Consider the following 23,580-nt stretch of genomic DNA (forward strand, 5'->3'; position numbering starts at 1 on the left):
TGCGACAACTCCATGCTGGCCGTCTTCCAGCGAGACAGGTGCGCGCGAAGAGATGCAACAATAGAGTAGTAGGACGGCGACCGTCTTGAAAACCGCGCGGCGCTACGCCCTATTCGGCAGTCTTCTGGGCGGACAGCACCGCTTCGGCAATTACGCTGGCGGCCGCGACATGATCCATCGCCGCCCGCTGGGCGCCCTCGCCGTCGCCGCGGCGGATGGCGTCGATGATCTTAGACATCTGCAGCGGCCCTTCAATGTCGCGCCTTTCCGTCTTGATGGTCATCGAGCGCAGGTGGTTTATGCGCACGGTGAGGAGGTTGACGACGCCCCAGGCGACATGCCTGTCAACCCTGGTGAACAGCGTTTGATAGAAGGAAGAGGTATTGGCTAGCACAGCCGTCATATCGCCGTCGCGATAACTGTTGCGGATTGCGGTCAGCGATTCTTCGAGCGCGGCGACGATTTCCGGGCTGCCACGCTCCGCACACAGCCGCGCCGCCATGCCTTCGAGCGCACCACGGATCTCATAGATCTGTTTGGCTTCCTCGATATCCAGCAGGGCGACGATCGGTCCCTTGTTCGGCAGATTGGCGACGAGCCCTTCCGATTCCAGATGTCTCAGCACCTCGCGCACGACCGTCCGGCTGACGCCGAGCTGGGCGCAGAGGTCGCGCTCGACAAGGCGGTCTCCGGGACGAAAGTATCCGTTGACGATGGCTTCGCGGACCTTGTCGAGCGCCAATTCCCGCAATGTCTTTGCAGGACGCTCGACTCTGATTGCGTCCTTAAGAGCACCGCTCATGCTGTACCTCAGTGTTGGATTGACTTTCGCATGCTCAAGTTCCGCTGCGGCAGCCGAATTCAGGAATCGTATTATGGCCTACCAAATACTGTAGCCGTCGGCGGCCAGCAATTCAACAGCACCGTGCCGAGGATATTGTCAGCCTAAAGCGCGTCGCGATCTTTCAGATTCGCTTGCCACGCTTTAGGTCTTTGGTTTTGCGCAGGTCGTCATCGCAAAACCGCTGCACACTTTTGCGCGACATGTTCTAAGCGTCGGAATTGGGCCTCGCCCTGACGATCCCTTCGACCACGGCTTTTGCCTGGACCCGAATGTCGGGAACGGCGGTGATCTCCCAGAATTGCCCTGCCGTCAAGGCGCCGACAGCAAACAGCCGAGGAGGCGAGATCCGGGACGGAGCCATCACCTCGGAAGCCGCATCCACCCGGATGCCGAGGCCAAGAGGATCAGGAACGATCAGCTGAAGCCGGTTCATCTCCTTCAAAAGCGGCGAATGGCTGATCCCGGCACGCTCCATTCCCGTGCAGTTGACCAGCCAGTCCGCCCTGATCTCAGCGATCTCACGTTGGGCTCTGACCCTGTAGCCGGCGACGAGCCCGTCTTCCCAAGGGCCGAGCGATTTCAGGAAACCTGCATGGAAGCGAACGGTTCCTTCCGAGATCAGTTTCTCGAACCCGGCGAACACCTCCGGCGCGACCCGGTGACGGTGGATGTTCCACCAGGGAAGCGCATGCCGCAAGAAACGCACCCGCTCCTCGCTCGAAAGCCGCTGCCAGAGAGCCTGTGTGACCGGCCTCAGGCCGTCCATCACGGCGCGCCAGTCGGCGACCTCTCTGCTCCTCGCCCGCAAAGTCTTCAATAGGCCGCTGATCGTACCGGGAAGCGTCTCAACGTCGATCGGCACAGGCGCCGGCGGCGTCCTCGCATGTCCGAGCGGTGCCAACCCGCGCCGCGAAAGCACGTCGATCCTGCCTCTATGGCCATGGGCGCGAAGGGCGAGAACCTGATCGATCATCGTCAGGCCGGAGCCGAGGATGCAGACTGCATCAGACGGTGCGACGCGCCTCAGCCACGAGAGCCGCCACGGGTTCTCGATGATCCGCGATCGCAGAGATGATGGGACGCCGGCCGGATCGACCGGAAGGTTCGCATTTCCGACGCCAAGGCACAGCACGACATTCTTCCCGGCAATCTCGTCGCCGTTGCCGAGTTGGAAGGCGAGCGTAGTCTTGTAGCGTTCCACGCATCCCGCCGCTTTGGCCTTGATGAAATCGACCCGGCAACGGCCGTCCCGCTTTCGAAGCAGCCGCGCAAGCGTGTCCCTGACATAAAGACCGTAATCGCCGCGCGAGGCGAAATCGCCTGCCTGCGTCAGGCGTCCACGGTTTTTCAGCCAGTCGACAAAATCGTCGGGATGATGGGGCAGCAGGCTCATGCGGCCCGCGGGAACGTTGAGGCGATGGAGATAGAGTTCCGTCCGGTATGCCGTTCCGCGCCCGAAACCGGGATCGTCACCCACGACGGCAACCTTCGCCGAAGCGGGAAGCTGCTCGATGAGATTGCAGGTCACAGCTATCGCTGAAAAACCGGAACCGACGACGATCACATCGTATATCAACGCATTCTCCCTGAAGCCTGGTAATCTTTCGTCATTCGGGCCCTGCCGCCACTCGCCGGTCCAGCAGATTGCACAAGCGGCCGAATCGCGAAAACAATTATCTGTATAGTCTATAAATATAGTTTGTTATTTCTCCCGCCAGCCCATTCTCAACCTTAGGCTTTTGAGGGTGAAATCAAGGGGCCGATCGGCTCTCAAACAACGGGGCTCAAGATGAATTTCAGAAATTTGGTTGCCGCAATCGCCGTCGGCGTCGGCACTCTGGCAACGGCGGCCGTCACTGAGGCGGCGGACAAAAAGGTCGTCGTCGGCTATCAAACCGATGCCTTGCCGTCTTCGGTGGCGATCGCAAACGGCGAATTCGCTAGGGATACCGGATACGACATCGATTTCCGCAGGTTCAATTCGGGCGCCGAAATCTTTGCGGCTATTGCCTCAGGCGACGTCCAGGTCGGCTATGTCGGCTCCAGTCCGTTTGCGGCTGCGGTATCGCGCGGGCTCGAGGTCAAGGCCTTCTACCTGGCGTCCATCTCCGGCATCGACGAGGCGCTCGTCGTCCGCAACGGGTCCGGCATCGAAAGCCTGAACGATCTGAAGGGCAAGAAGCTTGCCGCCGCACCTGTTTCCACGGACCACTATCAGCTGCTGGCGCTCGTCAAATCGCTTGGTCTAACCGAGAAAGACGTTCAGGTCTTCGCGATCCCTCAGCCCGAAATCGTCGCGAGCTATAATCGCGGCGATATCGACGGCGGTTTCGTTTGGGATCCGGCTCTGACCGAACTCAAGAAGACCGGAAAGGTTCTCGTGACCTCCAAAGACGTGGCGGACAAGGGTGCGCCGACGTTCTCGGCCTGGGTTGCGACCTCGGCGTTTGCTGCCGACAACCCGGAATTCCTGAAGGGCTTCGCCTCGGTCATCAACAAATACTACGCGTCCTTCGCCTCGGACAAAGCCGCCTGGGGTCCCGACAGCGACAATGCCAAGTCGCTCTCCAAACTTCTCGGCGGAACGCCGGAGCAGCAGGCCTCGGCTCTGAAGAACCTGACGCTGCTGACACCCGAGGCCCAGGCATCAGACGCCTGGCTCGGCGGCGGGGAGAAAGCGGGTGCCGGAAAGATCCTCAAGGACACGGCATCGTTCCTGAAGGAACAGGGCAAAGTCTCCGACGTGCTGGAAAATTACGGCACGTTCGTCACCGCAGACGCGCTTGCCGGCGTCAGCAACTGATCCTCCATGACGCCGGCGCGAAAGTCGCGCGCCGGCGTCGAAACTGCGAGTGGCACCATGCTTAAAGTCGATCACGCCTGCGTTTTCTTCGCAGCCCGCGATGGGCGGACCGTTCACGCGCTCGACCGCGTTTCCTTCGATATTCCCGAACGTGGTTTCGTCGTCGCGCTCGGCGCCTCGGGATGCGGCAAATCAACTCTTCTCAACGCGATTGCCGGCTTCCTTCCGCTTTCCGATGGCCGGATCACGCTCGACGGCCGCGCGGTCGAACGGCCAGGTGCCGATCGCGGCGTCGTCTTTCAGAAAGATGCGCTGCTGCCCTGGAAATCGGTGGCCGACAACGTCGCCCTCGGCCTAAAATTCGCCGGCATAAATCGGAAGGAGCGCCGAACGCGCGCCCTCGAGCTGCTCCGGCTCGTCGGCCTCGACGAATTCGCCGGCGCCTTTCCCTACGAGCTGTCGGGCGGCATGCGCCAGCGGGTCGGCATCGCCCGAGCTCTCGCGACAAATCCCGACATCCTGCTGATGGACGAACCGTTCGGCGCGCTTGACAGCCTGACACGCGAGCAGATGCAGGAACTGCTGGTTTCCATTTGGGATAAAACGGCAAAGAAGGTTTTCTTCATCACCCACTCGATCGAAGAGGCCTTGTTCCTGGGCACGCAGGTCCTGGTCATGTCGCCTCGGCCAGGGCGCGTCGTGGCGCGCTTCGATCTCGATTTCATCCGCCGCTTCGCCGAAACCGGCGATGCAAGATCGATCAAGGCGTCGCCGCAATTTGCCGAGCTGCGCGAGGAAATCCGCGCCATTCTGCACAGCACCGAAGACCTCAGGAGCGCCGCATGAGCGATATCGTCCAGGCTCCGCCGATTGCGGCTGATGTAGAAGACCGCCAGGTCAAGCTGGTGAAAATGGCAAGCTTCGGCGCCGGTGAGAAATCGACTGTGGCCGTCAGCATTGCCGCCGCCCTGGCGATACTGCTGCTGTGGTGGCTTGTGTCCACGCTCGGTGTCGTACCACACCTGTTCCTGCCGCGTCCGGATGAGGTGCTGACGCAGATCGGCGTCATCTATCGCGACGGTTATGCCGGCGCGTCGCTGTCCGAACATGTCTTTGCAAGCCTGTTCCGCATCGTGGTCGCAGCCCTCGTCGCCATCTCCGTCGGCATTCCGCTCGGATTGCTCATGGGCCTGAACCGCTGGGCGAAAGGTGTGCTCGACGCGCCGATCGAGTTCTACTGGCCGCTTCCGCCCCTCTCCTACCTGCCGCTGATGATCATCTGGCTCGGCATTGGCGAAACGTCGAAGATCACGCTGCTCGTGCTTGCGATGTTCGCACCGATCTGCCTCTCGGCCCAGGCGGGCGTTCGGTCACTGCCGATCGAGCGGGTCAATGCCGCCCGTTCGCTGGGCGCGAGCCGGCTGCAGCTTTTCATCGATATCGTCTTTCCCTCCGCCCTGCCCGAGATCCTTACGGGCATCCGCATTGCGCTTGGCGTCGGCTGGGGCACGCTGGTCGCCGCCGAACTGATCGCGTCTACGCGCGGGATCGGTTTCATGATCATGTCGGCGTCGCAGTTCCTGGCGACCGACGTCGTCTTCGTCGGCATCGGCATCATCGCGATCTGCGCCTTCACCTTCTCGGCCGCCCTCCGCTTTCTGGAGGCATTCCTCCTGCCCTGGAAAGGCAAGCTCTGAGGAGGATCAATGCACCGTAAATCTGGCCGCATCGGCCTGACGCCGCTGCAGGCTGCGGATCAGCACCGCCGCCTCCCTGACGATCGCCGCAAATGTCGGATCGTCGGCCTCCGCGATCGTGCCCGTCATGTCGCCGATAATCGTCGTTAAATGGATGATCGAATGGCGATGTTGCGCCTCTTCCGGCCCAATTTCGGCATCGGCCATGGTGAGCAGCGTCTGCACCAAACGCTCCATGGTTTGCCGGCGCCTACTTTTAGGGTCGCTATTCGGATCTTCGCTGAGGCGCAGGAGATCATCGACAATGTCCGACATTCCGCCTCCATTCACATCGCAAAAGCCGGCCGCGCGGAAACGATGCGCGCCGTCAAGGCATCCAGCAGCCGATAGCCGTTACGCCAGCGGCCAAAACCACTGGCGATATTGATGTGCCCGGCAAGGCCGATATTCCTGGTTTCGGCCTTCCACAGCCGGCCGAAAAGGGTCAGCCGATCGACCGTCATGTAGGCGTCGTTCATGCTGCCGACGACGATGCTCGGAAACGGCAGCGGCGCCGTCGGCATGCCGTCGAAGGCGATATGCCCCGGATGCAGAATTTCCGTGACCGGCAGATCGCATGGCGCAACGAGCAATGCCCCTTTCACGCGCCGGGCAGCGCTTCGCCCGGCCAGCCTTGCGGCGAGCAGGCATCCAAGACTATGGGCAACCAGATATGCCTCACCGGCCTCTTCAAGCGCGCCTTCCAGCCGCGGCAGCCAGTTGTCGAGGTCCGGATGATCCCAGTCATCCTGGACGACGCAACAACTGCCCGGCTGATCCTGTAGCCAGTGCTGTTGCCAATGCCCCTCTCCCGAGCCGAAAAGTCCTGGAAGAATAAGAACGTCGCTCATCAGATCAACCCGATCACCAGGGCGAACAGGAAGGTGAAGGAACTGACGACCGTGCGGATCCCTGCCGCATGCCTGAACTGCGAGATGACGCTGCCCGTTGCTCTTCCCTTATCGGGCCGACGGAAGCCGGTCTCAATGACGATTGCCATTACACCACCCTCCTCAATACCAAAGTCCGGGCATCGCGCCCCAATAGTGAAGCTCGTATTCGTGCGCCGACCGGTCCCGCTCTTCGTCCCGGGAGAATGCGTTTACGGGCTCCCGCGCCTTAGGCTCGGGGAGGCGGCCGATCGTGCGCCTCAGCCAGAAATGGAAATCAAGTTTCATGCGAACCTCCTGTCTGGAACCATCTTCCGCGGTTAGGAAATCAGCGAATGACGTCGCGCATTGGCGAGCAGATCGCGAAGCGATGCTGTTGGTCCGTAGAGCATCAGCAGGCGATTCTCTTCACGTTTGGCGAGGCGATATCGCCGAGCAAATTCGAATACGCTCCAGATTTGCTCGCTTGCCCCCGGTCTTTCCGTATCGTTCATCGTGGCCTCCCGAGATCGAACCATGGGAACGATCCCTATTGGGCGGCCGCTATTACCGGTCTTGCTTCAGGAAAGAAGGCTGCCAATTCGCCGATGACTTCGCTGATGCGGCTCGAAAGCGCTTCTGATGAGACCGCGTAATCCGCGAAATCGCGATCGGACGCATAAACAGCCGTCGGCAGCGTATGGGACATGAAAAAACCGAACAGCGGCCGAAGTTGATGCTCGACCATCAATGCATGTCGGTCGCCGCCACCCGTCGCCGTGATGATGATCGGCTTGCCCCGAAGTTCCTGCGGGTCGATCAGATCGATCAGGTGTTTGAACAGACCGGGATAGGAACCCTTGTAGGTCGGCGAGCCGATAATCAAAGCATCGGCCTTGACGATCTCGTCGACGACACGCCTGGCTTGCTCGTCGAGGTCCTTGCGCCACAAGGCGCGGCCGAGCGACGGACCAAGATCGTGCAGATCATAGGTCTTGCTCGCAAAGCCGTATCGGAGGCTCGCGCGGTCGGCGACATGCCGAACAAGTGCCAGTGTCTTCGACGGACGGTTGAAGCTGCCGGCGATGCCGACGAGTTTGAAACCTGACATGGTTTTTCCTCTCTATGGTTGCTTCAAATATTGTCTATAAAATTACTGGATTAAAGGAATGGGCGTCTCTCGTTCGGCGCTCGGTTGAAAAAACATTCGTCTTGATGATCCAACCTAAGGCCTGTCGCCGCGAAGATGACGTTCGAGGAAAGGCAAATTGTCCTGCCCCCAGTAAATCTCGCGATGATAGACATAGGTGGGAAAGCCGAAGACGCCGCTGTCGCGCGCATGCACGCGGTCTGCCGACCATTTATTCTGGACATCGTCGTCGGCTTGCCGCCGGAGAAGCGCTGCGCCATCGAAACCCGCTGCGGCAACGATCGCCTCGCGCACATCGGGCTTGCCGATATCTCTCGCCTCGCTCCAGAAGGCATGCTGCAAGGCCCTGGTAACGCCGATCCAATCTTGCCCGTCGAGATAGGCGGCAATCACGAAGAGGGAGGCCGGCGTCGGATCGCTGAGCTCCGGGCGATGTTCGAGCCGCAAATCCTTGCCGCGCACGCGCGCCCAGCGTTTGAGGTCCCGCGTCCAGTAGGCGCGCCGGATCTCCGGACGGTTGCGTGAGAAGATGCCACCATTTTCCTCGACCACCGTCGTCAGATAGGGCGTGATGACGACGTCGTTCTCTGCGGCAAGTTCGGTGAAGGCGTCGAAGCCGATGTAGGACCAGGGGGACCCAATCGAAAAGAAGTATTCTATCGTTCTGGCCACTGATGGCGTTCCTCGTAGATGATCGTTCTGGCGTCGAATAGGGCATCGGCTCGATGGCCTTCAGGAAGCGGCCTGAATTTCCGGCTGCGCTTTCCATCCGAGTTCCGATGCGATTGTTGTCACGAAGTCGTGGAGGATCTGGCGATATTCCTCGTGCTCGAACTCGTAAGGAAGCTCCAGCCGCAACTCGCCGACGTCAGGCAGGATCGGATCGGCGAAAAGCTGCTCCAATATCTCGTCCGACGTGCCGATGACATCGCGGGCGAACAAGGTCCGCCGTTCGCCCTGGGGCGAAAGCGTCCGTTCATGGCGGCCCTCGGCATAATCCCGGTAGCGGCGGCGCGTGACCGCGTCGGCATTGTCGAAAGGCACGATGACGCGGCGAGCGCGACGCGCCGCGCGGTTCCGGCGGCGCGATGGGTTTTGATCAATCTGGATTGAGCGACGAAGAAATCATCCGTCCCCTCACCCGTTATCACGTTGCCGGTCAACAGGTTGAAGCCGTTGCGGCCGGCCCACTCGGCCGAGCGTTGCGACCCGCCGCCATACCAGATCCGGTCAATCAGGCCCTTGGCATAGGGCTGCAGGCGCGGCCGCTGCTGCCCGAAAGGCGTTTTGATGAAAGTCTGCTCGTCGCCGAGATAAGTGCCGCGCAGATTGTCGGCAAAGCGCAGCACGCGATCATGCGAGAAATCGTAGCCCGTCCAGTCACCGTCGAACACGAGCGGGGCAATCAGGTCGGCATGCAGCGGCCGGCCGGCGCTGACGCCGATATTCAGCCGGCCGCGCGACAGAATATCGACGGTGGCGAGATCTTCGGCCAGCCGGTAGGGGCTTTCATAGCCGATCGGAATGACCGCGGTTCCGAGTTCGATCCGGCTGGTTCGCTGGGTCGCCGCCGCCAGGAAGGCGCTGGCGGAAGAGATGCCCGGCTCAAGATGCCGCTGGCGGACCCAGGCACTGTCGAAGCCCAACTCCTCGCCATATTGCAGTTGCTGGAGCGTCTGCTCCAATCCCGACAACGGATCGTCGGTGATATAGTTGCCGGGAGTGAGGAAGCCTATATGGCTGATGGATATATTGCCGGGGCTCATGTCGTCCCTTCCACAGGTGCTATCCGATATCAATATTTTGGAAGGCCGGGCGGGTTGGTCTCGGATGCCGGCAGGGCTTCCTCGGAGAGATGCCAGTGGTCGAGGATTTTGGCGTAGGTGCCGTTGTTGATCAGGCCATTGGTGGCAACGGTCAGCGCATCGGCGAGCCCGCTTCCCTTGCGGGTGGTGATCGCGACGTCGGAACGATCAGGCCATCCGGCGCTCAGCGTGCCGACGCGCTTGATGTTCTTGTCGCGCGCGGCGATGAAGACGAGCTCGGCGTGCGGCTGGACGATGACATCGGCCCGGCCGGAACGCAGTGCGAGAAGGCTTGCCGCCTCGTCGTCGTAATATTGCAGTTCGATCGGCTTCAGCCCCGCGGTGACATCCTCGTCGCTCCATTTCAGTAGAATGCGCTCCTGGTTGGTGCCGGCACCGACGATGATCCTGAGGCCCGCCGCATCCCTGGGTTCCTTGATTGAGATGACCGGGTTGTCGGATTTCACGAAAAAACCGTGCAGTCCCTGGCGGTAGGTGGAGAAATCGAACTTCTCCTTGCGCTGCTCGGTGACCCCGACATTGGAGATGACGGCATCATACTTGCCCGAGGTGAGGCCGAGCGGCCAGTCGATCCAGGCGACGGGCACGATTTCCAGCGTCAGGCCAAGGCTGTCGGCGATGGCATAGGCATAGTCGGGATCTGCCCCAACTACGGTTTTGGCGTCGGTGGCATAGGTGCCAAGCGGAGCACCGCCGGGGCTGACGGCGATGGTGAACTTGCCTGGCGTGACGAACTTGAAGTGCTTCGGGATCGCGGTGATCGCCGCCTCGTTCCTGGCGGCATGCAGCCTGCCCGGCTGTTGCGGGCTGAGGTCGAAATCGTCGGCTGAATGGGCCGCCCCGAAGCCGGCCAAGGCAGACGTCAGCGCCGCAAGCAGCAAGGCGCGGATTGTCGAAAAAATCGTCACGTTCGATATCTCTCCGTTTGCATTGAGAAGCAGCGGCGGACCGGCGTTTGAACGCCAGCCCGTCGGGCAATGTCAGGAGCCGCTCTTCGGCAGGCCGGGAGGATTGGTCTTTGCTTGGTCGATCGCCTCGGGGCCAAGATTCCAGGTATCGAGGATCTTCTTGTAGGCTCCGCTGGCGATCAGGTCGTTGACAACATCGGTCAAGGGAGCCGCCAGACCGCTGCCTTTGCGCGTCGTGACCGCAATCTCGGCAGTGATCGGCCAACCGCCGCTGACGGTGCCGACGAGCTTGGTCTTGCCATTGATGCGCGCCGAGTAGGCCTGCGTCGCGTTGACGCTGAAGACCGCGTCGGCTCTGCCGGACTGGACGGCGAGATCCTTGACCGCGTCGTCGTCATAATATTGCACCTCGATCGGCTTTAGGCTGGCCGCGACGTTCTCGCGGTCCCATTCCAGCAGGATCTTCTCCTGGTTGGTTCCGGCATCGGTGATGACCTTCAGGCCGGCAATATCCTTCGGCTGCTTGAGCGCCGTAATCGGGCTGTCGGCCTTGACGTAGAAGCCAAGCTCGTCCTTGCGGTAGGTCGAAAAGTCGAATTTCTGCTTGCGCTCTTCCGTGACGGTCACGTTCGAGATCACCGCGTCGAACTTGCCCGACGTCAGTCCCAGCGGCCAGTCGGCCCAGGCAACGGAAACCAGTTCCAGCTTCAGGCCGAGGCTGTCGGCGATGGCCTGCGCTAGATCGACGTCATAGCCGATGACCGTCTTGGAATCGGAGGCATAATCATGCAGCGGCAGATTGCCGCTCGAGCTGATGCCGACGGTAAAGGCGCCGTTTTCGACGAACTTGAAGCCCTTGACTTCGTCAACGCGCTTCTCGTTCTTCTCGACCCGCAGCCGGTTCGGCTGCTCGGGGCTGAGATCGAACTTCTGCTGCGCCTGAGCCGAACCGAAACCGAGTGCGGCGATGGTGACGGCCCCTGCTATGAGAAGCCTTGTTCTATCTGCAAATGCCATGTCCCGTCTCCATTTTCATTTTTAAGTTGTGGTTGTTGTCAGTCGGCCGGTGCAGCCCGTCGCGGCCCGGCATTTCGCCAGCGCTGTCGGGCGCTAGAGAACCTTGGCGAGGAATTCGCGCGTGCGGGGATGTTCCGCTTTGTTGAAGATGCGCGCCGGCGGGCCGGCCTCCAGAATGTGGCCACTGTCCATGAAGACGACGGTGTCGGCGACTTCGCGGGCAAAGCCAACCTCATGGGTGACGATGACGAGCGTCGTGCCGGTACGGGCAAGCTCCTTGATGACATCGAGCACTTCGCCGACGAGCTCGGGATCGAGCGCCGAGGTCGGCTCGTCGAAGAGCAGCACCTTAGGGCGGAGCGCCAGTGCGCGGGCGATCGCCACACGCTGCTGCTGGCCGCCGGAGAGCTGGCGTGGATAGGCGTCGATCTTGTTGCTGAGCCCGATGCGCGCGAGCAGCTCCTGCGCCAGCTGCACCGCTTCCTCGCGGCCGATGCCGCGAACCTGGATCGGTGCCTCGATGAGGTTTTCGAGCACGGTCAGATGTGGGAAGAGATTGAAGTTCTGGAAGACCATGCCGATATCGGCGCGGCGTTTGAGAATTTCGTTTTCCTTGAGTTCGTAGAGCGTATCGCCCTTTCTGCTGTAGCCGACGAAATCGCCATCGACGGAGATGAAGCCCTCATCGACACGCTCCAGATGATTGATGGCACGCAAAAGCGTCGACTTGCCGGAGCCGGACGGGCCAAGGATGGCGGTCACGCTGCCGGCAGGCAGGCTGAGCTCGATGTCATCGAGCACCTTCAGCGAACCGAAGCTCTTCGAGATACCGTGGATGCGCACCGCGCCGCCCGCGGCCCGCAGGGCCGCCGCATCCTGAAAGCCGATCTTGCGCACGGTGTCGATCGCCGTATCGAGGACAGGCAGCGGACGCCGGAAGCGCGCGAAAAATGCCTGAAAGGGAAGCGGCGTCGGATTGCGCACGGCGCCTTTGGAAAAATAGCGTTCGATATAGTGCTGGGCAACCGACAGCACCGTCATGATGATCAGATACCAGACGGTCGCGACCATCAGCAGCGGAATGACTTCGAGATTGCGGCGGTAGATCACCTGGACCGTGTAGAAGAGTTCCGGCAGCGCCAGCACGTAGACCATGGATGTGCTCTTCGCCAATCCGATGAGCTCGTTGAAGCCTGTCGGCAGGATGGAGCGCATGGCCTGCGGCAGTACGATGCGGAAGGCCTGGCGGCGGTGCGGCAGGCCGAGTGCGGCTGCAGCCTCCAATTGCCCATGATCCACCGAAAGAATGCCGCCGCGCACGATCTCGGCGAAGAAGGCCGACTGGTTGAGCGTGAGGCCGAGGAAGGCAGCGGCAAAGGGCGTCAGCAGTTGCACCGTCGGATAGTCGATGAAGACCGTATCGGTGAAAGGGATGCCGATCTTGATCGTCTCGTAGAGGTAGCCAAGATTGTTCAGTATCAGCAGCAGCACGATGACGGGGATCGAGCGCAGTAGCCAGATATAGCCCCATGAGAGACCGGAAAGCAGCGGCGACCTGGAAACGCGGGCAAGCGCCAGAGCCGTTCCGAGAATGGAACCGGATATGGCGGCAAGCGCGGTCAAAAGCAGTGTCCTGCCGAGGCCGACGAGCACCGGTTCGGCAAAGAACCATTCGGCAAAGACGCCCCAACCCCAGCGTGGATTGGTGAAGGTGGAATAAAGCACGGCGATGATGACGAAGGCGGCGAAGATCGTGCCCACGAGCTGGCCGGGATGGCGCGCCGGTACGATGCGGTAACGGGAGTGATCCTGCTTCGGTTCTGCCGTCCTGCTGCCGGGGTCGATGCCCACGAAATCCGTCGTCAGTGCCATTGTGCTTCCCTTTTATGATTGTCGGTCTTTGCCGCTTTCAGTGATTTGCGCTGGCGACGCGCAGGCGTGGCTCGGCCGCTTCGTTTTCGGGAGCCGGCTGAGCGAGATGGGTGATGTCCTTCTCGAAGGGCAGGCTCTTGTAGATCTCGGGATCGACAGCAGTGTCGAAGAGAGCGGTGTAGCCATAGGTCAGATAGAGGCCGACTGCCTCGGGCTGGCGAAAGCCGGTCGTAAGATAGATGCGGGCATAGCGCTGGCGGGCGGCCTGGGCCTCCAGTTCCACCAGCACCTTGCGGGCAAGGCCCTGGCGGCGCAGATCGGAGCGCGTCCAGATGCGTTTGAACTCGGCCGTGCGCTCGTCATACTGCTTGAAGGCGCCGCCGCCGATGGTTTGACCATTCCGCATCAACAGGAGGAAGTTGCCGTGCGGCGGCGCAAAGGCTTCGGAGGGATAGCGATTGAGCTCGGCCGCTGCACCTTCGGCATTGAAATAGGTGCCGTAGCGGCTGTCATATTCGTGGATCAACTCATCGATCAGCGGCTTGGCGCGGGGGTCGAGAGGGCTCGTATAGAGAAACGTATCGCTCATATCGTTCATCACCCGTTGTCATCAGTGAGGAAGGCCTCAACGAGCCGCACCCAGTAGCGGGCGGCAGGCGCAATGACCGAGTCGTTGAAATCATAGTGGGCGCTGTGGAGGGGAGCGCTGTCGCCATTGCCGACGAACAGGTAGCTGCCGGGATTGGCCTTCAGCATGAAGGCGAAATCCTCACTCGCGGTTCTCGGCCGGAAATCCTTCTCGATCGCCGCCAGACCGAGTGCGTCCTGTGCGACATCACGGGCAAATGCCGTTTCCTTGGCGTGATTGACCAACGCCGGAAAGCCGAGGCGATAATTCACGTCCGCTTCGGCGCCGAAGCTTTCGGCCTGGGCGCGGGCAAGGGCTGGAATACGCTCCTGCAGCAATTGGCGAACCGTCTCGCTGAAGGCCCGCATGGTGAGCTTCATCTCCACGCTCTCAGGGATGACGTTCGAGGCGGAGCCGGCATGGATCGAGCCGACGGTGGCAACCGCCATGTCCTGCGGATCGACATTGCGCGAGACCACGCTTTGCAGGGCGGTGATGAAGGAGGCGGACGCCAGCACCGGATCGACGGCGCGGTGCGGTTCCGCGCCATGGCCGCCCTTGCCGACAATCTTGATCACCGCCTGATCGACCGAAGCCATGGCAGGACCGGTGACGAAGCCGAATTGCCCCGTCGGCACACCCGGCCAGTTATGCAGCCCGAAGACCGCATCGACAGGAAACCGTTCGAACATGCCTTCCGAGATCATCTTGCGTGCGCCGGCGCCGATTTCCTCGGCGGGCTGGAAGATCAGCCTGAGCGTGCCGCTGAGATTACCGCTCTCTGAGAGATAACGGGCGGCCGCCAGCAGGATCGAGGTATGCCCGTCATGGCCGCAGGCATGCATGACGCCGGGATTGCTGCTGGCATAGGCAAGACCGGTTGCCTCCTCGATCGGCAGCGCGTCCATGTCGGCGCGAATGCCGATCCGCTTCCTGCCGTCGCCGCGCCTGAGGGTGGCGACGATGCCGGTGCCGGCAATGCCCGTCGCCACCTCGTAGCCCCAGGAGGAAAGGCGGGATGCCACGAGCTTGCTGGTCCTGAGTTCCTGGAACGCAAGCTCCGGATACTGGTGCAGATCGTGGCGAAGCGCGATGATCTCGTCGAGATAGGCGGCGATGCCCTTTTCGACCGGATCGTTGCTGCGCGGGTTCCGAGCGATGATGTCCATGACGGTTCGTCAGCGCCTCAGGCGCCGACGGCCTTTCCGCGCTCGAGGCGGTCCGCACCGGCCGCATACCGGCTTTCGCGGAAGGGCAGACCCAAATGGTCGCGCAGCGTCTCGCCTTTCAGGACCGGATCGAAATAACCGCGCTCCGTGAGGATCGGCAGGACGTATTCGGCAAAGTCGGCGAAACCCTCGGCGATGACGGGAAAACCGAGAATAAAGCCGTCGGCAGCGCCATGGTCCACCCAGCGGATGATCTCGTCGGCGATATGCTCCGCGGTACCGATGAAGGCGGTGCGCGGCGTCGCGGAATCAAGCGCGACCTGGCGGAGCGTCAGGCCCTTATCGCGCGCCGTCCTCTTGATGCGGTCGGTGGTAGCGCGGAAATTGTTTCTGCCGATATCGCCAAGTTCGGGGAACGGCTCGTCCAGCGGATAGACGGCGAAATCATGATGATCAAAGAAGCGGCCGAGATAGAGCAGCGCCTCCTCGATAGTGACGAGGTTGCGGATCGCTTGGTACTTGGCTTCCGCTTCCTCGGCCGTCTTCCCGACGATCGGGCCGATGCCGGGATAGATGCCGACCTCCGCCGCCGGGCGGCCATGCGCAATCACGCTGTCCTTGAGCTGGCGGTAGAAGGCCTGCGCCTCCTCGATAGGCCCGCCATTGGTGAAAACGGCATCGGCATGTTTGCCGGCGAGCCTGATGCCGGAATCCGAAGCGCCCGCCTGGAAGACGACCGGTTGACCCTGCTTCGAACGGCCGATGTTGAGCGGCCCCTCGACGCGGAAGAAGCGGCCCTTATGGTCGAGGCGATGCATCTTGGTCTTGTCGACAAAGACGCCGGTCTCGCGGTTGCGGACGAAGGCGTCGTCGTCCCAGGAATCCCACAGACCCTTGATCGCATCGATATAGTCCTCGGCGATCTCGTAGCGCAGTTCATGTTCGGGATGTTCGCGGCTGTAGTTGCGCCCCGAGCCCTCGAGCGGCGAGGTCACCGCGTTCCACCCTGCCCGGCCGCCACTGATGAGGTCGATCGAAGCGAACTGCCGGGCGATGGTGAAGGGATCGCTGTAGGAGGTCGAGACCGTGCCGACGAGACCGATTTTCGAGGTCGATGCCGCCAGCGCCGAGAGAATGGCGATCGGCTCGAAGCGGTTGAGGAAATGCGGAATCGACTGCTCGTTGATATAGAGCCCGTCGGCGACGAAGGCGAAAGCGATGCCGGCCGCCTCCGCGCTACGCGCCGTCGTGACGAAGAAGTCGAAATTGACACTGGCATCCGCCGGCCCGCTTGGATGCTTCCAGGCATTCATGTGACCGCCGGGACCCTGCAGCATGATGCCGAACGTGACGTGTTTCTGAGCCATGGGATCGATCTCCTTGAAAACGGTCAGGCGACGAGGGAAAGCCGCTCCTCGGCGAGCAGCTCGATGGAGGCCAGGCGCTCGGCGGTTGAAAGCGCCGGCGTGTCGAGCACGAATTCGTTGACGCCGTAGCGGCGGTGAAACTCGTCCAATTCCTTGCGGATCTGCGTTGCGGTGCCGTGCAGCACACTCGGCACCTTCTCCTCGATGCGGTAATCGGTGACGCCGGCCTGGCGGGCAAATTCAGCCGCCTGCTCCTCGCTGCCGACATTGACGGTCTGGCCGTTCGGCAGAAACACCTTGACGATGCGCAGATTGCCGACGCGCTCGCGGGCATAATCCTCGCTTTCGGCGGCAAAGGCTGCGAGCGCCAGGATCGGCCGCTTGCCGCCGGATGCCTGCTCATAGGCCTCAAAGGTCCTGCGCAGATTGTCGGGATCGCCGTTCAGGTGACCGGCAAAAACCAGTTCCCAGCCCTTCTCGGCAGCAAGTTTGGCGCTGTCGACGCTGGCGCCGAGCAGGAAACGTTCGGGAGCGGTGGGCGGGAAAGGGGTCGCCTGCGCACCCTCGTAATTCGGGTCGGCTGCGAGATAGGTGTTAAGATCGGAAAGCTGGCTGGCAAAATCCGGTTTGCTTGCCGGATCGACGCCAAGCTGCAGCGCGCGTGTCGAAAGCGGAAAGCCGCCCGGCGCCTTGCCGACACCGAGATCGACGCGGCCGGGTGCAAGCGATGCCAGAAGATTGAAGGTCTCGGCAACCTTGTAGGCGCTGTAATGCTGCAGCATGACGCCGCCCGAGCCGATACGGATTTTCGAGGTCCTGGCGAGAAGGTAGGCGATCAGCGCTTCCGGCGCCGAGCTCGCCAGATTGGACATGTTATGATGCTCGGCCACCCAGAAACGGTGATAACCGAGTTCCTCGGCTCGGGCAGCAATCTTGACCGTCGTCCGCAACGCATCCGCAGCGGTGAAACCCTGTTCGATCGGACTTTTGTCGAGAAGACTGAGGAGATAGGTCATGACATCACGAGCCGATCGCTGGTTGCAAAGTATAATCTATAAAATCAGTAGACAAACTTCGTTATAAGAAATGACATTCTCTTTCGCAGAGGTTTCGTGAAAAAAGCGGCCGCGCCTGAGATGGAAATCGGAGCCTCTCCAGGCCAGGCCTGGGGCGTTCGATATTCTGGGCCAAAGGGCGTTACCGCAGGACGCTGTCGGCGCATGTCAAGCCGATCAGCTACCTCAAAGCGCATGCGCCCGGGAATATCCGGTCACTCAAGGACAAGCTGCAGCTGATCGCCATCACGCTTCAGTCGGTCAATACGAAAACCCACGAGGCACCGGCGCCCCTGAAGGTGCCGGCGCCTATCAACCGGCAAGTCGAGGCAGGCAATTCATCCCGCTGCCAAGTCCTTCGCGACGCCGCGAACGTCTGGCAGACAGCCAATCTTGATGTGGGCGGGTCCTCACGAACCGGGGAGTAAAGATCACTCAGCCGCTTTTCAACTGCGCCATTGCAAGCAGCGTGTCAGAGCTTATCGTCGCTGAGCCGGTGAGGATCGAAAGTGCTGTCGACGTGGTGCCGGTGCCGTTGGCGACATCATACATGGCGGTGAAGCGTTTGATCAGATCGTCGACTTTGTCAGGATCCGCCAGATCCTTGATGTCGATGAAATTGTTGACCATCTCGGCTTGCTTGTCGACGTCCATGTTGGAGACATAACTGGACAGGTTGAAGGTCGTGGTAAAAAACTCGAAGAGCGCGCTGTCACCCAGAATGTCATAGGCGCTCGAAATCTCCGGCGCCTTGCGCTGGAAATAGAGCGCGAGGCGCACGCCGGTGTTGCTATCGCCCTGATCGTCCTCAAGCGTCAGCCTGACATAGGAGTCGATGGTGTCGAGCACATCGCCGCGCTGCTGCACCGTCCCGGTGGGATCGGTGGAAATATTGCCGTCCTGGTCGAAATTGAACGAGCCGACGAGTTCGGCGAAACGATTGTCGTCCAGCTTGTTGACATAACTATCTTCGTCGTCGAGATCGGAAGAAAACATCTTCTCCAATTCGTCCGACGTGACATCGTCAGGGTCGAGCCCCTTGGCCTCGAGCGCCAGGGAAACCAGGCGATCGTCGGCCAGAAATTCGCTCGCCGTGGTGATCGTCGCCATCTGCTCGCGAAAATAGCTGATCTCGTCATCCGCCGCATCGGTCGCCTCGGTCAGTTCGTTCCCTTCGAGGTAGCGGATCTTGTTCTGCTTGTAATAGGCGGCATAGTCGTCGACGACGGATTCCGACATGGCCTGCAAGGGAACGGTGACGTCGCCGTCGCTGTCGAAGTTGAAGGCTTTGCGAAAGGCGACGAACCGGTCATCGTTCAGGCTGTTGACATAGCTTTTGGCGTCCGTTGGATCGCTTTCGAGTATCTTCCGGACCTCGCTTCTCGAAACCTCGGTGGAATCGATGCCATAGGCGCGCAACGCCATTTCCCACATTTCCGGGAGATCGTCGTTGTCGTCATCGTCGTCATCGGCATTCGATACGAGGAAATCATCGATCGAGGTAACGCTGGCGATGCGCGTCGTATAGTTGTCGGTGGCGTCTTCCGTGCTGGTATTGGCGACCAGCACCTGGTAATTTTCATCGAAGGCTGCCGTGGTCGTGGCGGTCTGTTCCGACGTCTGGGCGGTGTCGCCATCGGCAAGCGCGCCGTCTTCATCGAAATTGAAGGCGTCGTGCAAATCGGACAGGCCGATCGCGTCGGCGATGTCGGCGCTTTTCAGCGCCGCGGAAATGAAAGTGTCGGATTCGTCGTCGGTCAGCCCGTAGGCGATCCTGAGATAGCCGACCAGCTTATCGTCGCTCATCAACTGATCGACGGAGGTGACGTTTCCAATTTCTGCAGCGAAATAGGTGTCATAGGCCTCTCCGGTGTCCGAAGACGCAGTGGTCGACGAGGCCACCGCATACCCACTCGTCATCAGCGAGATCTGATCTTCCGACATCACGTCGCCGTCGGTCGAGCCGTCCTCGTTGAAGTTGAAGGCTTTTGCCAGGCTGACATAGACGTCGTCGCCGAGCTGGTTGACGAAACTGTCGGGATCGTCGAGATCGCTCGTCAAAACCTCCTTCAAGAAGCTGCTTGAGGTATAGTCGGTGCTGAGACCGAAGGCCGTCAGCGCATAGTTCTTCAGCCTCGAACTCGACAGGAAATCATCGACGGAGGTGATCGACGAGATATTCTCTTCGAAATAATCCGTCTCATCCGCGATGTCGTCCGCCTCGGTGTCGAAGGACGTCTCATAAGCATCGAGCAGATTGTCCCGCTGCACGTCCGATTGCGCCGTCTTCGTCTCGCCGGAAAATTTGAAGGCGGCTGCAAACTCGGCATAGCGGCTGTCACTCAAGCTGTTGGCGAAGCTCGATGAATCGCTGAGGTCGCTTTCCAGCACCTTCTTCATGAAGGCCTTGGCATAGGTCATGTCGTCGAGCCCGTAGGCCTTCATGGCATAGGAATAGAGCTTGTAATCACCCATGAAGTCATCGACCGTCGTGACCTTGCCGATGTTTTCCTTGTAATAGGCGCTGTCGCGGGCAACCGTGGCCTGGGATGCGACGTTCGAAAGACTGGCGCCGAGATTTCGAGCGACCGAGAGGTAGCTTACATAAGTGGAAACCAACGTTTGTCCCTCTAACCTCTGGTTTTTACGCGTTTCCGAACGCAAAATCGCTCTGCGGCTTTTGCTGGATTTGCGCTAAAGCGCGTCGCATCAAACTTGATTCATGCGACGCGCTTTAGTCCTCTGTTTTTATGCATGTCGTTATCCCGGAACCGCTGCACACTTCCGGGCGACATGCTTTAAGCACGGCGGCGCCGCGCGAAAGCCTGCCGGCAATCACGGGGGAACTTTTCATCTCTGCGGGAATGTCGGCGCCGATCATGGCGAAGCACAGCCACGTCCATGTGGCCGAATCAATTTAATAGAACTCCATAGTTCTATAATTCATCTGATGCGGAATTGGAAGTTGAAAAATGCGATGCGCTTCAGGCGGCGCCGACGCCAGCGGCAAAGATGGCGATGCAACGGCGAAGATGGGCAAGCAGCCTTGCCCGATCGGGCCACGCCTGGGCCCGCCCTTCCGGCGGGCCCATACCGCCGAAGATCATGTCCATCAGCATGCGGGCGCCGCTTGCCGGGTCGTCGAGCGCCAACCTGCCTTCGGCCCGGCGATCGTTCAACCAGTCGGCAAGGTGTTGGCGGCTGGCAAGCATGCCTTCATGCTGCAGAATGTCGACAAGCTCAGGAAACTGAGCCGCCTCGCGAAAGACGAGCTGCAGGAAACCGGCACGATCCGCGTCCTTCTCCTCATCCATGTCGATCATGAAGATACGTTCGAGGCTCTCGGCGATCGAGAGATCTTCCGCGGGCCTGGGCAGATCGAGCATCATGCGCCGATGCGCGCCGACGACGGCGGCAAACAGCTCTTCCTTGCTCTGGAACAGTTTGTAGAGCGTCTGTTTCGAAACGCCTGCCTCCGTGGCGACGACCGCGGTCGTGCTTCCGGCATAGCCGCATTTTACAAAAACACGGCGAGCGATTTCGACGATATGTGCCCGCTTGTCCTCATCGCTGGAGACTTTCGGCCGGCCTCGCTTGCGCGGCTCATCTGCGGGCTCGTCGACACCATCCATGACGATCTAGACCGCCTTACCGAAGCGCATGCCGACGAGCCTGAAAAGCGGACTGCGATTTCTGAGGGATGATTTTTTCGGTTGTGGCATTAGCAATTTCGATTTAGAGAACTCATAAGTTCTGTAATGCGTTGCATCCCCACCCTCTAGCGATGGAGCGCTTATGACGACCATTTCGGCCGCAACATCAATTTCTTCCTATTCCTATAGCAAGAGCTCGACATCCGCATCCCAGGACATCCTATCCTGTAATACGGTTTCGGCAAAAAAATCAACCACAAGCCAGCAGTCCGACGAAGACACGACCAACAGTGCCGAGAAACTCATGGCCCAGTTGATGTCGCTGGCGATGAACGGCCTCACCGGTCAGTCCGGCTCCAGCCAAGAGCAGGGCGGCGGCGCCGGCATGGACGTTGCGCAGTTGGACAGCGATGGCGACGGCTATGTGAGCAAGGCCGAGTTCGTCGCAGCCCGGCCGTCCGACGTGACAGAGGATCAGGCCGGTACGCTGTTCGACAGCTTCGACAGCGAAGATTCCGGCTCGCTATCGGTCGATGCGCTCACTGAGGACATGTCCGCCCTGCAATCGCAACGTCCCGACGGACCGCCACCGCCGCCGCCGGCCGACGACGATCAGTCTGCATCCCTGATCTCCGATCTCGATACCGATGGTGACGGGCTGGTGAGCAAGGCGGAGTTCGTCGCAGGCCGGCCGTCCGATGTGACGGAAGATCAGGCCGGCACGCTTTTCGATAGCTTCGACAGCGAAAGCGCCGGGTCCCTATCGGTCGATGCGCTGACCGAGGCCATGTCCTCTCAGTCATCGCAACGTCCCGACGGACCGCCGCCACCGCCGCCCGCCGACAATGACCAGTCTGCATCCCTGCTCTCAGATCTCGATACGAATGGAGACGGACTCGTGACATTGGACGAATTCATGGCCGGTAGGCCGGACGACGTCACCGAAAGCCAGGCGAGCCAGCTCTTTGATCTGCTCGACACATCCGGCACCGGTTCATTGTCCACTGCCACGGGCTGACGACCGCCTAGTTGTTTAGACCAGGATGATTTTAGGCCCGGGCGGCCTAAATTCTGAATCCTGTTCTAAATTAGAGAGTTAGCGCATGATGTCATAAGAAAACCGCTCACACTTTTCGGCATCATGCTCTAGCAGGAACGCCGCCATAGCCGTCAGCCGAACAAATGGTGCGCCGCAATAGGCGCACGACACCAGCGCACGGATGAGCCGAAGCGCCTATCGCCATCACGGGGTCAGTCCAGACAATCAGATCATCGACCGGTGTGGGCTTTGCCCGGCGCCAGCGATGTCGTGCGCCCGCAATCCGGGATCTGGAAGCCTGTCGCCACATGGCATGTTCCCCAACCTTTAAGGATTGAGCCATGAGCATTTTTGGAAGTATGAAAACCGCCGTCTCAGGCATGAGCGCCCAGGCAAACCGGCTGAGCACGGTTTCCGACAATATCGCCAACGCAAACACGGTCGGCTACAAAGCCGTTTCCACCTCCTTCTCGTCGCTGGTCCTGCCGTCGTCCTCAGGCAATTACAATTCCGGCGGCGTCCAGACATCCGTGCGCCAGGCGATTTCCGAACAGGGCGACATCTCCTATACGACCTCGGATTACGACCTGGCGATATCAGGAGACGGGTTCTTCATCGTGCAAAGCCCCGACGGCACGCCGGTTCTTACCCGGGCCGGCGACTTCTCGGTCGATAGCGACGGCAATCTGGTCAACAGCGCCGGTTTCACCCTTATGGGGTATTCTTATGATTCCGGCGTGCCGGCGGTTGTCGTCAACGGTTTCGACGGCCTGGTGCCGGTTAACGTCGCCCAATCGGGCTTGAGCGCGATCGCTTCGACCAGCGCCTATTTCAGCGGCAACCTGAATTCCGAGGCAATTGTCGTCACGGATGCGACGACGCTGCCGAGCGCCAATTCCTCTGGTGTCACCGACGATACGCAGAAGATGTCGCTGGTTGCCTATGACAGCCTCGGCGGCACCGTCCAGTACGACTACTATTTCACCAAGACGGGTGTCACGACGGATTCAGCCGGCGCGGTCACTGGAAGCACCTGGGAAGTCTCGGTTTACCGCAATGCCGATGCAGCGACCGGCGGCACGACGTCCTTCCCCTACTCCTCCAGTGCGGTGAGCGTCGCGACGCTCTCCTTCGACGCCGACGGCCAGCTGACGTCTGCGACCGACACGGATATCGTCGATCCGGTCACGGCAAAGACGATCACCATGGATTATTCGGACTTCACCCAGCTTGCCTCCGACTTCTCGGCGACGGGCTCTGCCGATGGTCAGGCAGCCAGTGCCGTCAGCTCGGTGTCCATAGGGACGGACGGCGTGGTATCGGTCTCCTATGCGAATGGCGCGACGAAGGCGCTCTATCAGATCCCGCTTGCGACGGTCGCCAGCCCCGACAATCTGACGCTGCTCAGCGGCAACGTCTACAGCGCCAACGGATTGTCCGGCGTCACGGTCACCGGCTTTCCGCAGACGAACGGGCTCGGCTCCATCCAGTCCGGCGCCCTCGAGAGTTCGAACGTCGATCTCGCCGGCGAACTGACGGAAATGATCGAGGCGCAGCGCAGCTATACCGCCAATTCGAAGGTGTTTCAGACCGGCTCCGACATCATGGATGTCCTCGTCAACCTGAAACGATAAAGGGAGCGCC

Annotated in this window: 23 protein-coding genes and 2 pseudogenes; 6 read left to right on the forward strand and 19 right to left on the reverse strand. The window is 60.6% G+C overall.

The genetic code is table 11. From position 1 onward, the window contains the following. Window positions 1–109: 109 nt before the first annotated feature. The gene (locus HJB84_RS00875) at window positions 110–802 is read right to left on the reverse strand and encodes a GntR family transcriptional regulator (protein WP_207584841.1); all 693 of its coding nucleotides are present in this window, start codon (window positions 800–802) and stop codon (window positions 110–112) included. Window positions 803–1,049: 247 nt separating this feature from the next. Continuing rightward, the gene (locus HJB84_RS00880; protein ID WP_207584840.1) at window positions 1,050–2,420 is read right to left on the reverse strand and encodes an FAD/NAD(P)-binding protein; all 1,371 of its coding nucleotides are present in this window, start codon (window positions 2,418–2,420) and stop codon (window positions 1,050–1,052) included. A gap of 213 nt (window positions 2,421–2,633) precedes the next feature. Between HJB84_RS00880 and tauA the strand changes: the two genes are divergently transcribed. From tauA to HJB84_RS00895, 3 genes are read left to right on the forward strand one after another with little or no spacing between them, the layout of a single operon-like run. Further along, window positions 2,634–3,647 (forward strand): taurine ABC transporter substrate-binding protein, encoded by a 1,014-nt coding sequence (gene tauA / locus HJB84_RS00885; RefSeq protein WP_207584839.1) that lies wholly within the window; start codon window positions 2,634–2,636, stop codon window positions 3,645–3,647. Between the two features lie 57 nt (window positions 3,648–3,704). Further along, window positions 3,705–4,493: a taurine ABC transporter ATP-binding protein gene (locus HJB84_RS00890; RefSeq protein WP_221115009.1), complete on the forward strand. Its 789-nt coding sequence runs from the start codon at window positions 3,705–3,707 to the stop codon at window positions 4,491–4,493. After that, window positions 4,490–5,344 carry an ABC transporter permease subunit gene (locus HJB84_RS00895; protein WP_221115010.1) on the forward strand — a complete coding sequence of 285 codons (855 nt, stop codon included), beginning with the start codon at window positions 4,490–4,492 and terminating at the stop codon, window positions 5,342–5,344. Before HJB84_RS00890 ends, HJB84_RS00895 begins: the two co-directional genes overlap by 4 nt. A gap of 6 nt (window positions 5,345–5,350) precedes the next feature. Here the strand turns inward: HJB84_RS00895 and HJB84_RS00900 are convergent, their stop codons facing one another. The 15 genes and pseudogenes from HJB84_RS00900 to HJB84_RS00970 form a co-directional block, all read right to left on the reverse strand. Next, window positions 5,351–5,659 carry a hypothetical protein gene (locus HJB84_RS00900; RefSeq protein ID WP_207584836.1) on the reverse strand — a complete coding sequence of 103 codons (309 nt, stop codon included), beginning with the start codon at window positions 5,657–5,659 and terminating at the stop codon, window positions 5,351–5,353. A gap of 11 nt (window positions 5,660–5,670) precedes the next feature. Continuing rightward, window positions 5,671–6,234 carry an alpha/beta hydrolase gene (locus HJB84_RS00905; RefSeq protein WP_207584835.1) on the reverse strand — a complete coding sequence of 188 codons (564 nt, stop codon included), beginning with the start codon at window positions 6,232–6,234 and terminating at the stop codon, window positions 5,671–5,673. Next, window positions 6,234–6,383 (reverse strand): hypothetical protein, encoded by a 150-nt coding sequence (locus HJB84_RS00910; protein WP_207584834.1) that lies wholly within the window; start codon window positions 6,381–6,383, stop codon window positions 6,234–6,236. Before HJB84_RS00910 ends, HJB84_RS00905 begins: the two co-directional genes overlap by 1 nt. Before the next feature lie 13 nt (window positions 6,384–6,396). Further along, window positions 6,397–6,561, reverse strand: a complete 165-nt coding sequence (locus HJB84_RS00915; protein ID WP_207584833.1) for a hypothetical protein — start codon at window positions 6,559–6,561, stop codon at window positions 6,397–6,399. Between the two features lie 32 nt (window positions 6,562–6,593). After that, complete coding sequence (locus HJB84_RS00920; RefSeq protein ID WP_207584832.1) at window positions 6,594–6,791, reverse strand: hypothetical protein; 198 nt, start codon at window positions 6,789–6,791, stop codon at window positions 6,594–6,596. Between the two features lie 11 nt (window positions 6,792–6,802). After that, the gene (msuE, locus tag HJB84_RS00925) at window positions 6,803–7,363 is read right to left on the reverse strand and encodes an FMN reductase (protein ID WP_221115011.1); all 561 of its coding nucleotides are present in this window, start codon (window positions 7,361–7,363) and stop codon (window positions 6,803–6,805) included. Window positions 7,364–7,477: 114 nt separating this feature from the next. Next, window positions 7,478–8,074 (reverse strand): 2-hydroxychromene-2-carboxylate isomerase, encoded by a 597-nt coding sequence (locus HJB84_RS00930; protein ID WP_207584830.1) that lies wholly within the window; start codon window positions 8,072–8,074, stop codon window positions 7,478–7,480. A 60-nt stretch (window positions 8,075–8,134) separates the two neighbouring features. Then, window positions 8,135–9,168 (reverse strand): annotated as a pseudogene (locus HJB84_RS00935) (LLM class flavin-dependent oxidoreductase). Window positions 9,169–9,197: 29 nt separating this feature from the next. Next, a complete protein-coding gene (locus HJB84_RS00940) occupies window positions 9,198–10,136 on the reverse strand; it encodes an ABC transporter substrate-binding protein (RefSeq protein WP_221115012.1) in 939 nt (312 codons plus the stop codon). A gap of 72 nt (window positions 10,137–10,208) precedes the next feature. Beyond that, window positions 10,209–11,153 carry an ABC transporter substrate-binding protein gene (locus HJB84_RS00945; protein WP_221115013.1) on the reverse strand — a complete coding sequence of 315 codons (945 nt, stop codon included), beginning with the start codon at window positions 11,151–11,153 and terminating at the stop codon, window positions 10,209–10,211. Between the two features lie 93 nt (window positions 11,154–11,246). Continuing rightward, window positions 11,247–13,025 carry an amino acid ABC transporter permease/ATP-binding protein gene (locus HJB84_RS33945; protein ID WP_221115014.1) on the reverse strand — a complete coding sequence of 593 codons (1,779 nt, stop codon included), beginning with the start codon at window positions 13,023–13,025 and terminating at the stop codon, window positions 11,247–11,249. A gap of 37 nt (window positions 13,026–13,062) precedes the next feature. Then, complete coding sequence (locus HJB84_RS00955) at window positions 13,063–13,614, reverse strand: GNAT family N-acetyltransferase (protein WP_221115015.1); 552 nt, start codon at window positions 13,612–13,614, stop codon at window positions 13,063–13,065. A gap of 8 nt (window positions 13,615–13,622) precedes the next feature. Beyond that, on the reverse strand, window positions 13,623–14,822 hold the full coding sequence (locus HJB84_RS00960; protein ID WP_221115016.1) for a M20 aminoacylase family protein: 1,200 nt from the start codon (window positions 14,820–14,822) through the stop codon (window positions 13,623–13,625). A 17-nt stretch (window positions 14,823–14,839) separates the two neighbouring features. Next, complete coding sequence (locus HJB84_RS00965; RefSeq protein WP_221115017.1) at window positions 14,840–16,189, reverse strand: LLM class flavin-dependent oxidoreductase; 1,350 nt, start codon at window positions 16,187–16,189, stop codon at window positions 14,840–14,842. 23 nt (window positions 16,190–16,212) lie between these two features. Then, complete coding sequence (locus HJB84_RS00970) at window positions 16,213–17,205, reverse strand: LLM class flavin-dependent oxidoreductase (RefSeq protein WP_207584823.1); 993 nt, start codon at window positions 17,203–17,205, stop codon at window positions 16,213–16,215. A gap of 161 nt (window positions 17,206–17,366) precedes the next feature. Between HJB84_RS00970 and HJB84_RS34050 the strand changes: the two are divergent. Next, a pseudogene (locus HJB84_RS34050) lies at window positions 17,367–17,641 on the forward strand (prevent-host-death protein). 38 nt (window positions 17,642–17,679) lie between these two features. Here HJB84_RS34050 and HJB84_RS00975 read toward each other — a convergent pair. Beyond that, window positions 17,680–19,863, reverse strand: coding sequence for a DUF1217 domain-containing protein (locus HJB84_RS00975; RefSeq protein WP_207584822.1), 2,184 nt, complete (start codon window positions 19,861–19,863; stop codon window positions 17,680–17,682). Between the two features lie 365 nt (window positions 19,864–20,228). Then, entirely contained in the window at window positions 20,229–20,876 is a 648-nt protein-coding gene (locus HJB84_RS00980) for a TetR/AcrR family transcriptional regulator (protein ID WP_207584821.1), read from the reverse strand. Window positions 20,877–21,039: 163 nt separating this feature from the next. Here HJB84_RS00980 and HJB84_RS00985 point away from each other — a divergent pair, with 163 nt between their 5' ends. Continuing rightward, window positions 21,040–21,915, forward strand: a complete 876-nt coding sequence (locus tag HJB84_RS00985) for an EF-hand domain-containing protein (RefSeq protein WP_221115018.1) — start codon at window positions 21,040–21,042, stop codon at window positions 21,913–21,915. Between the two features lie 362 nt (window positions 21,916–22,277). Beyond that, complete coding sequence (locus tag HJB84_RS00990; protein WP_207584819.1) at window positions 22,278–23,570, forward strand: flagellar hook protein FlgE; 1,293 nt, start codon at window positions 22,278–22,280, stop codon at window positions 23,568–23,570. Window positions 23,571–23,580 lie beyond the last annotated feature (10 nt).

This window comes from Rhizobium sp. NZLR1b (assembly GCF_019685155.1).
Lineage (GTDB): Bacteria > Pseudomonadota > Alphaproteobacteria > Rhizobiales > Rhizobiaceae > Rhizobium.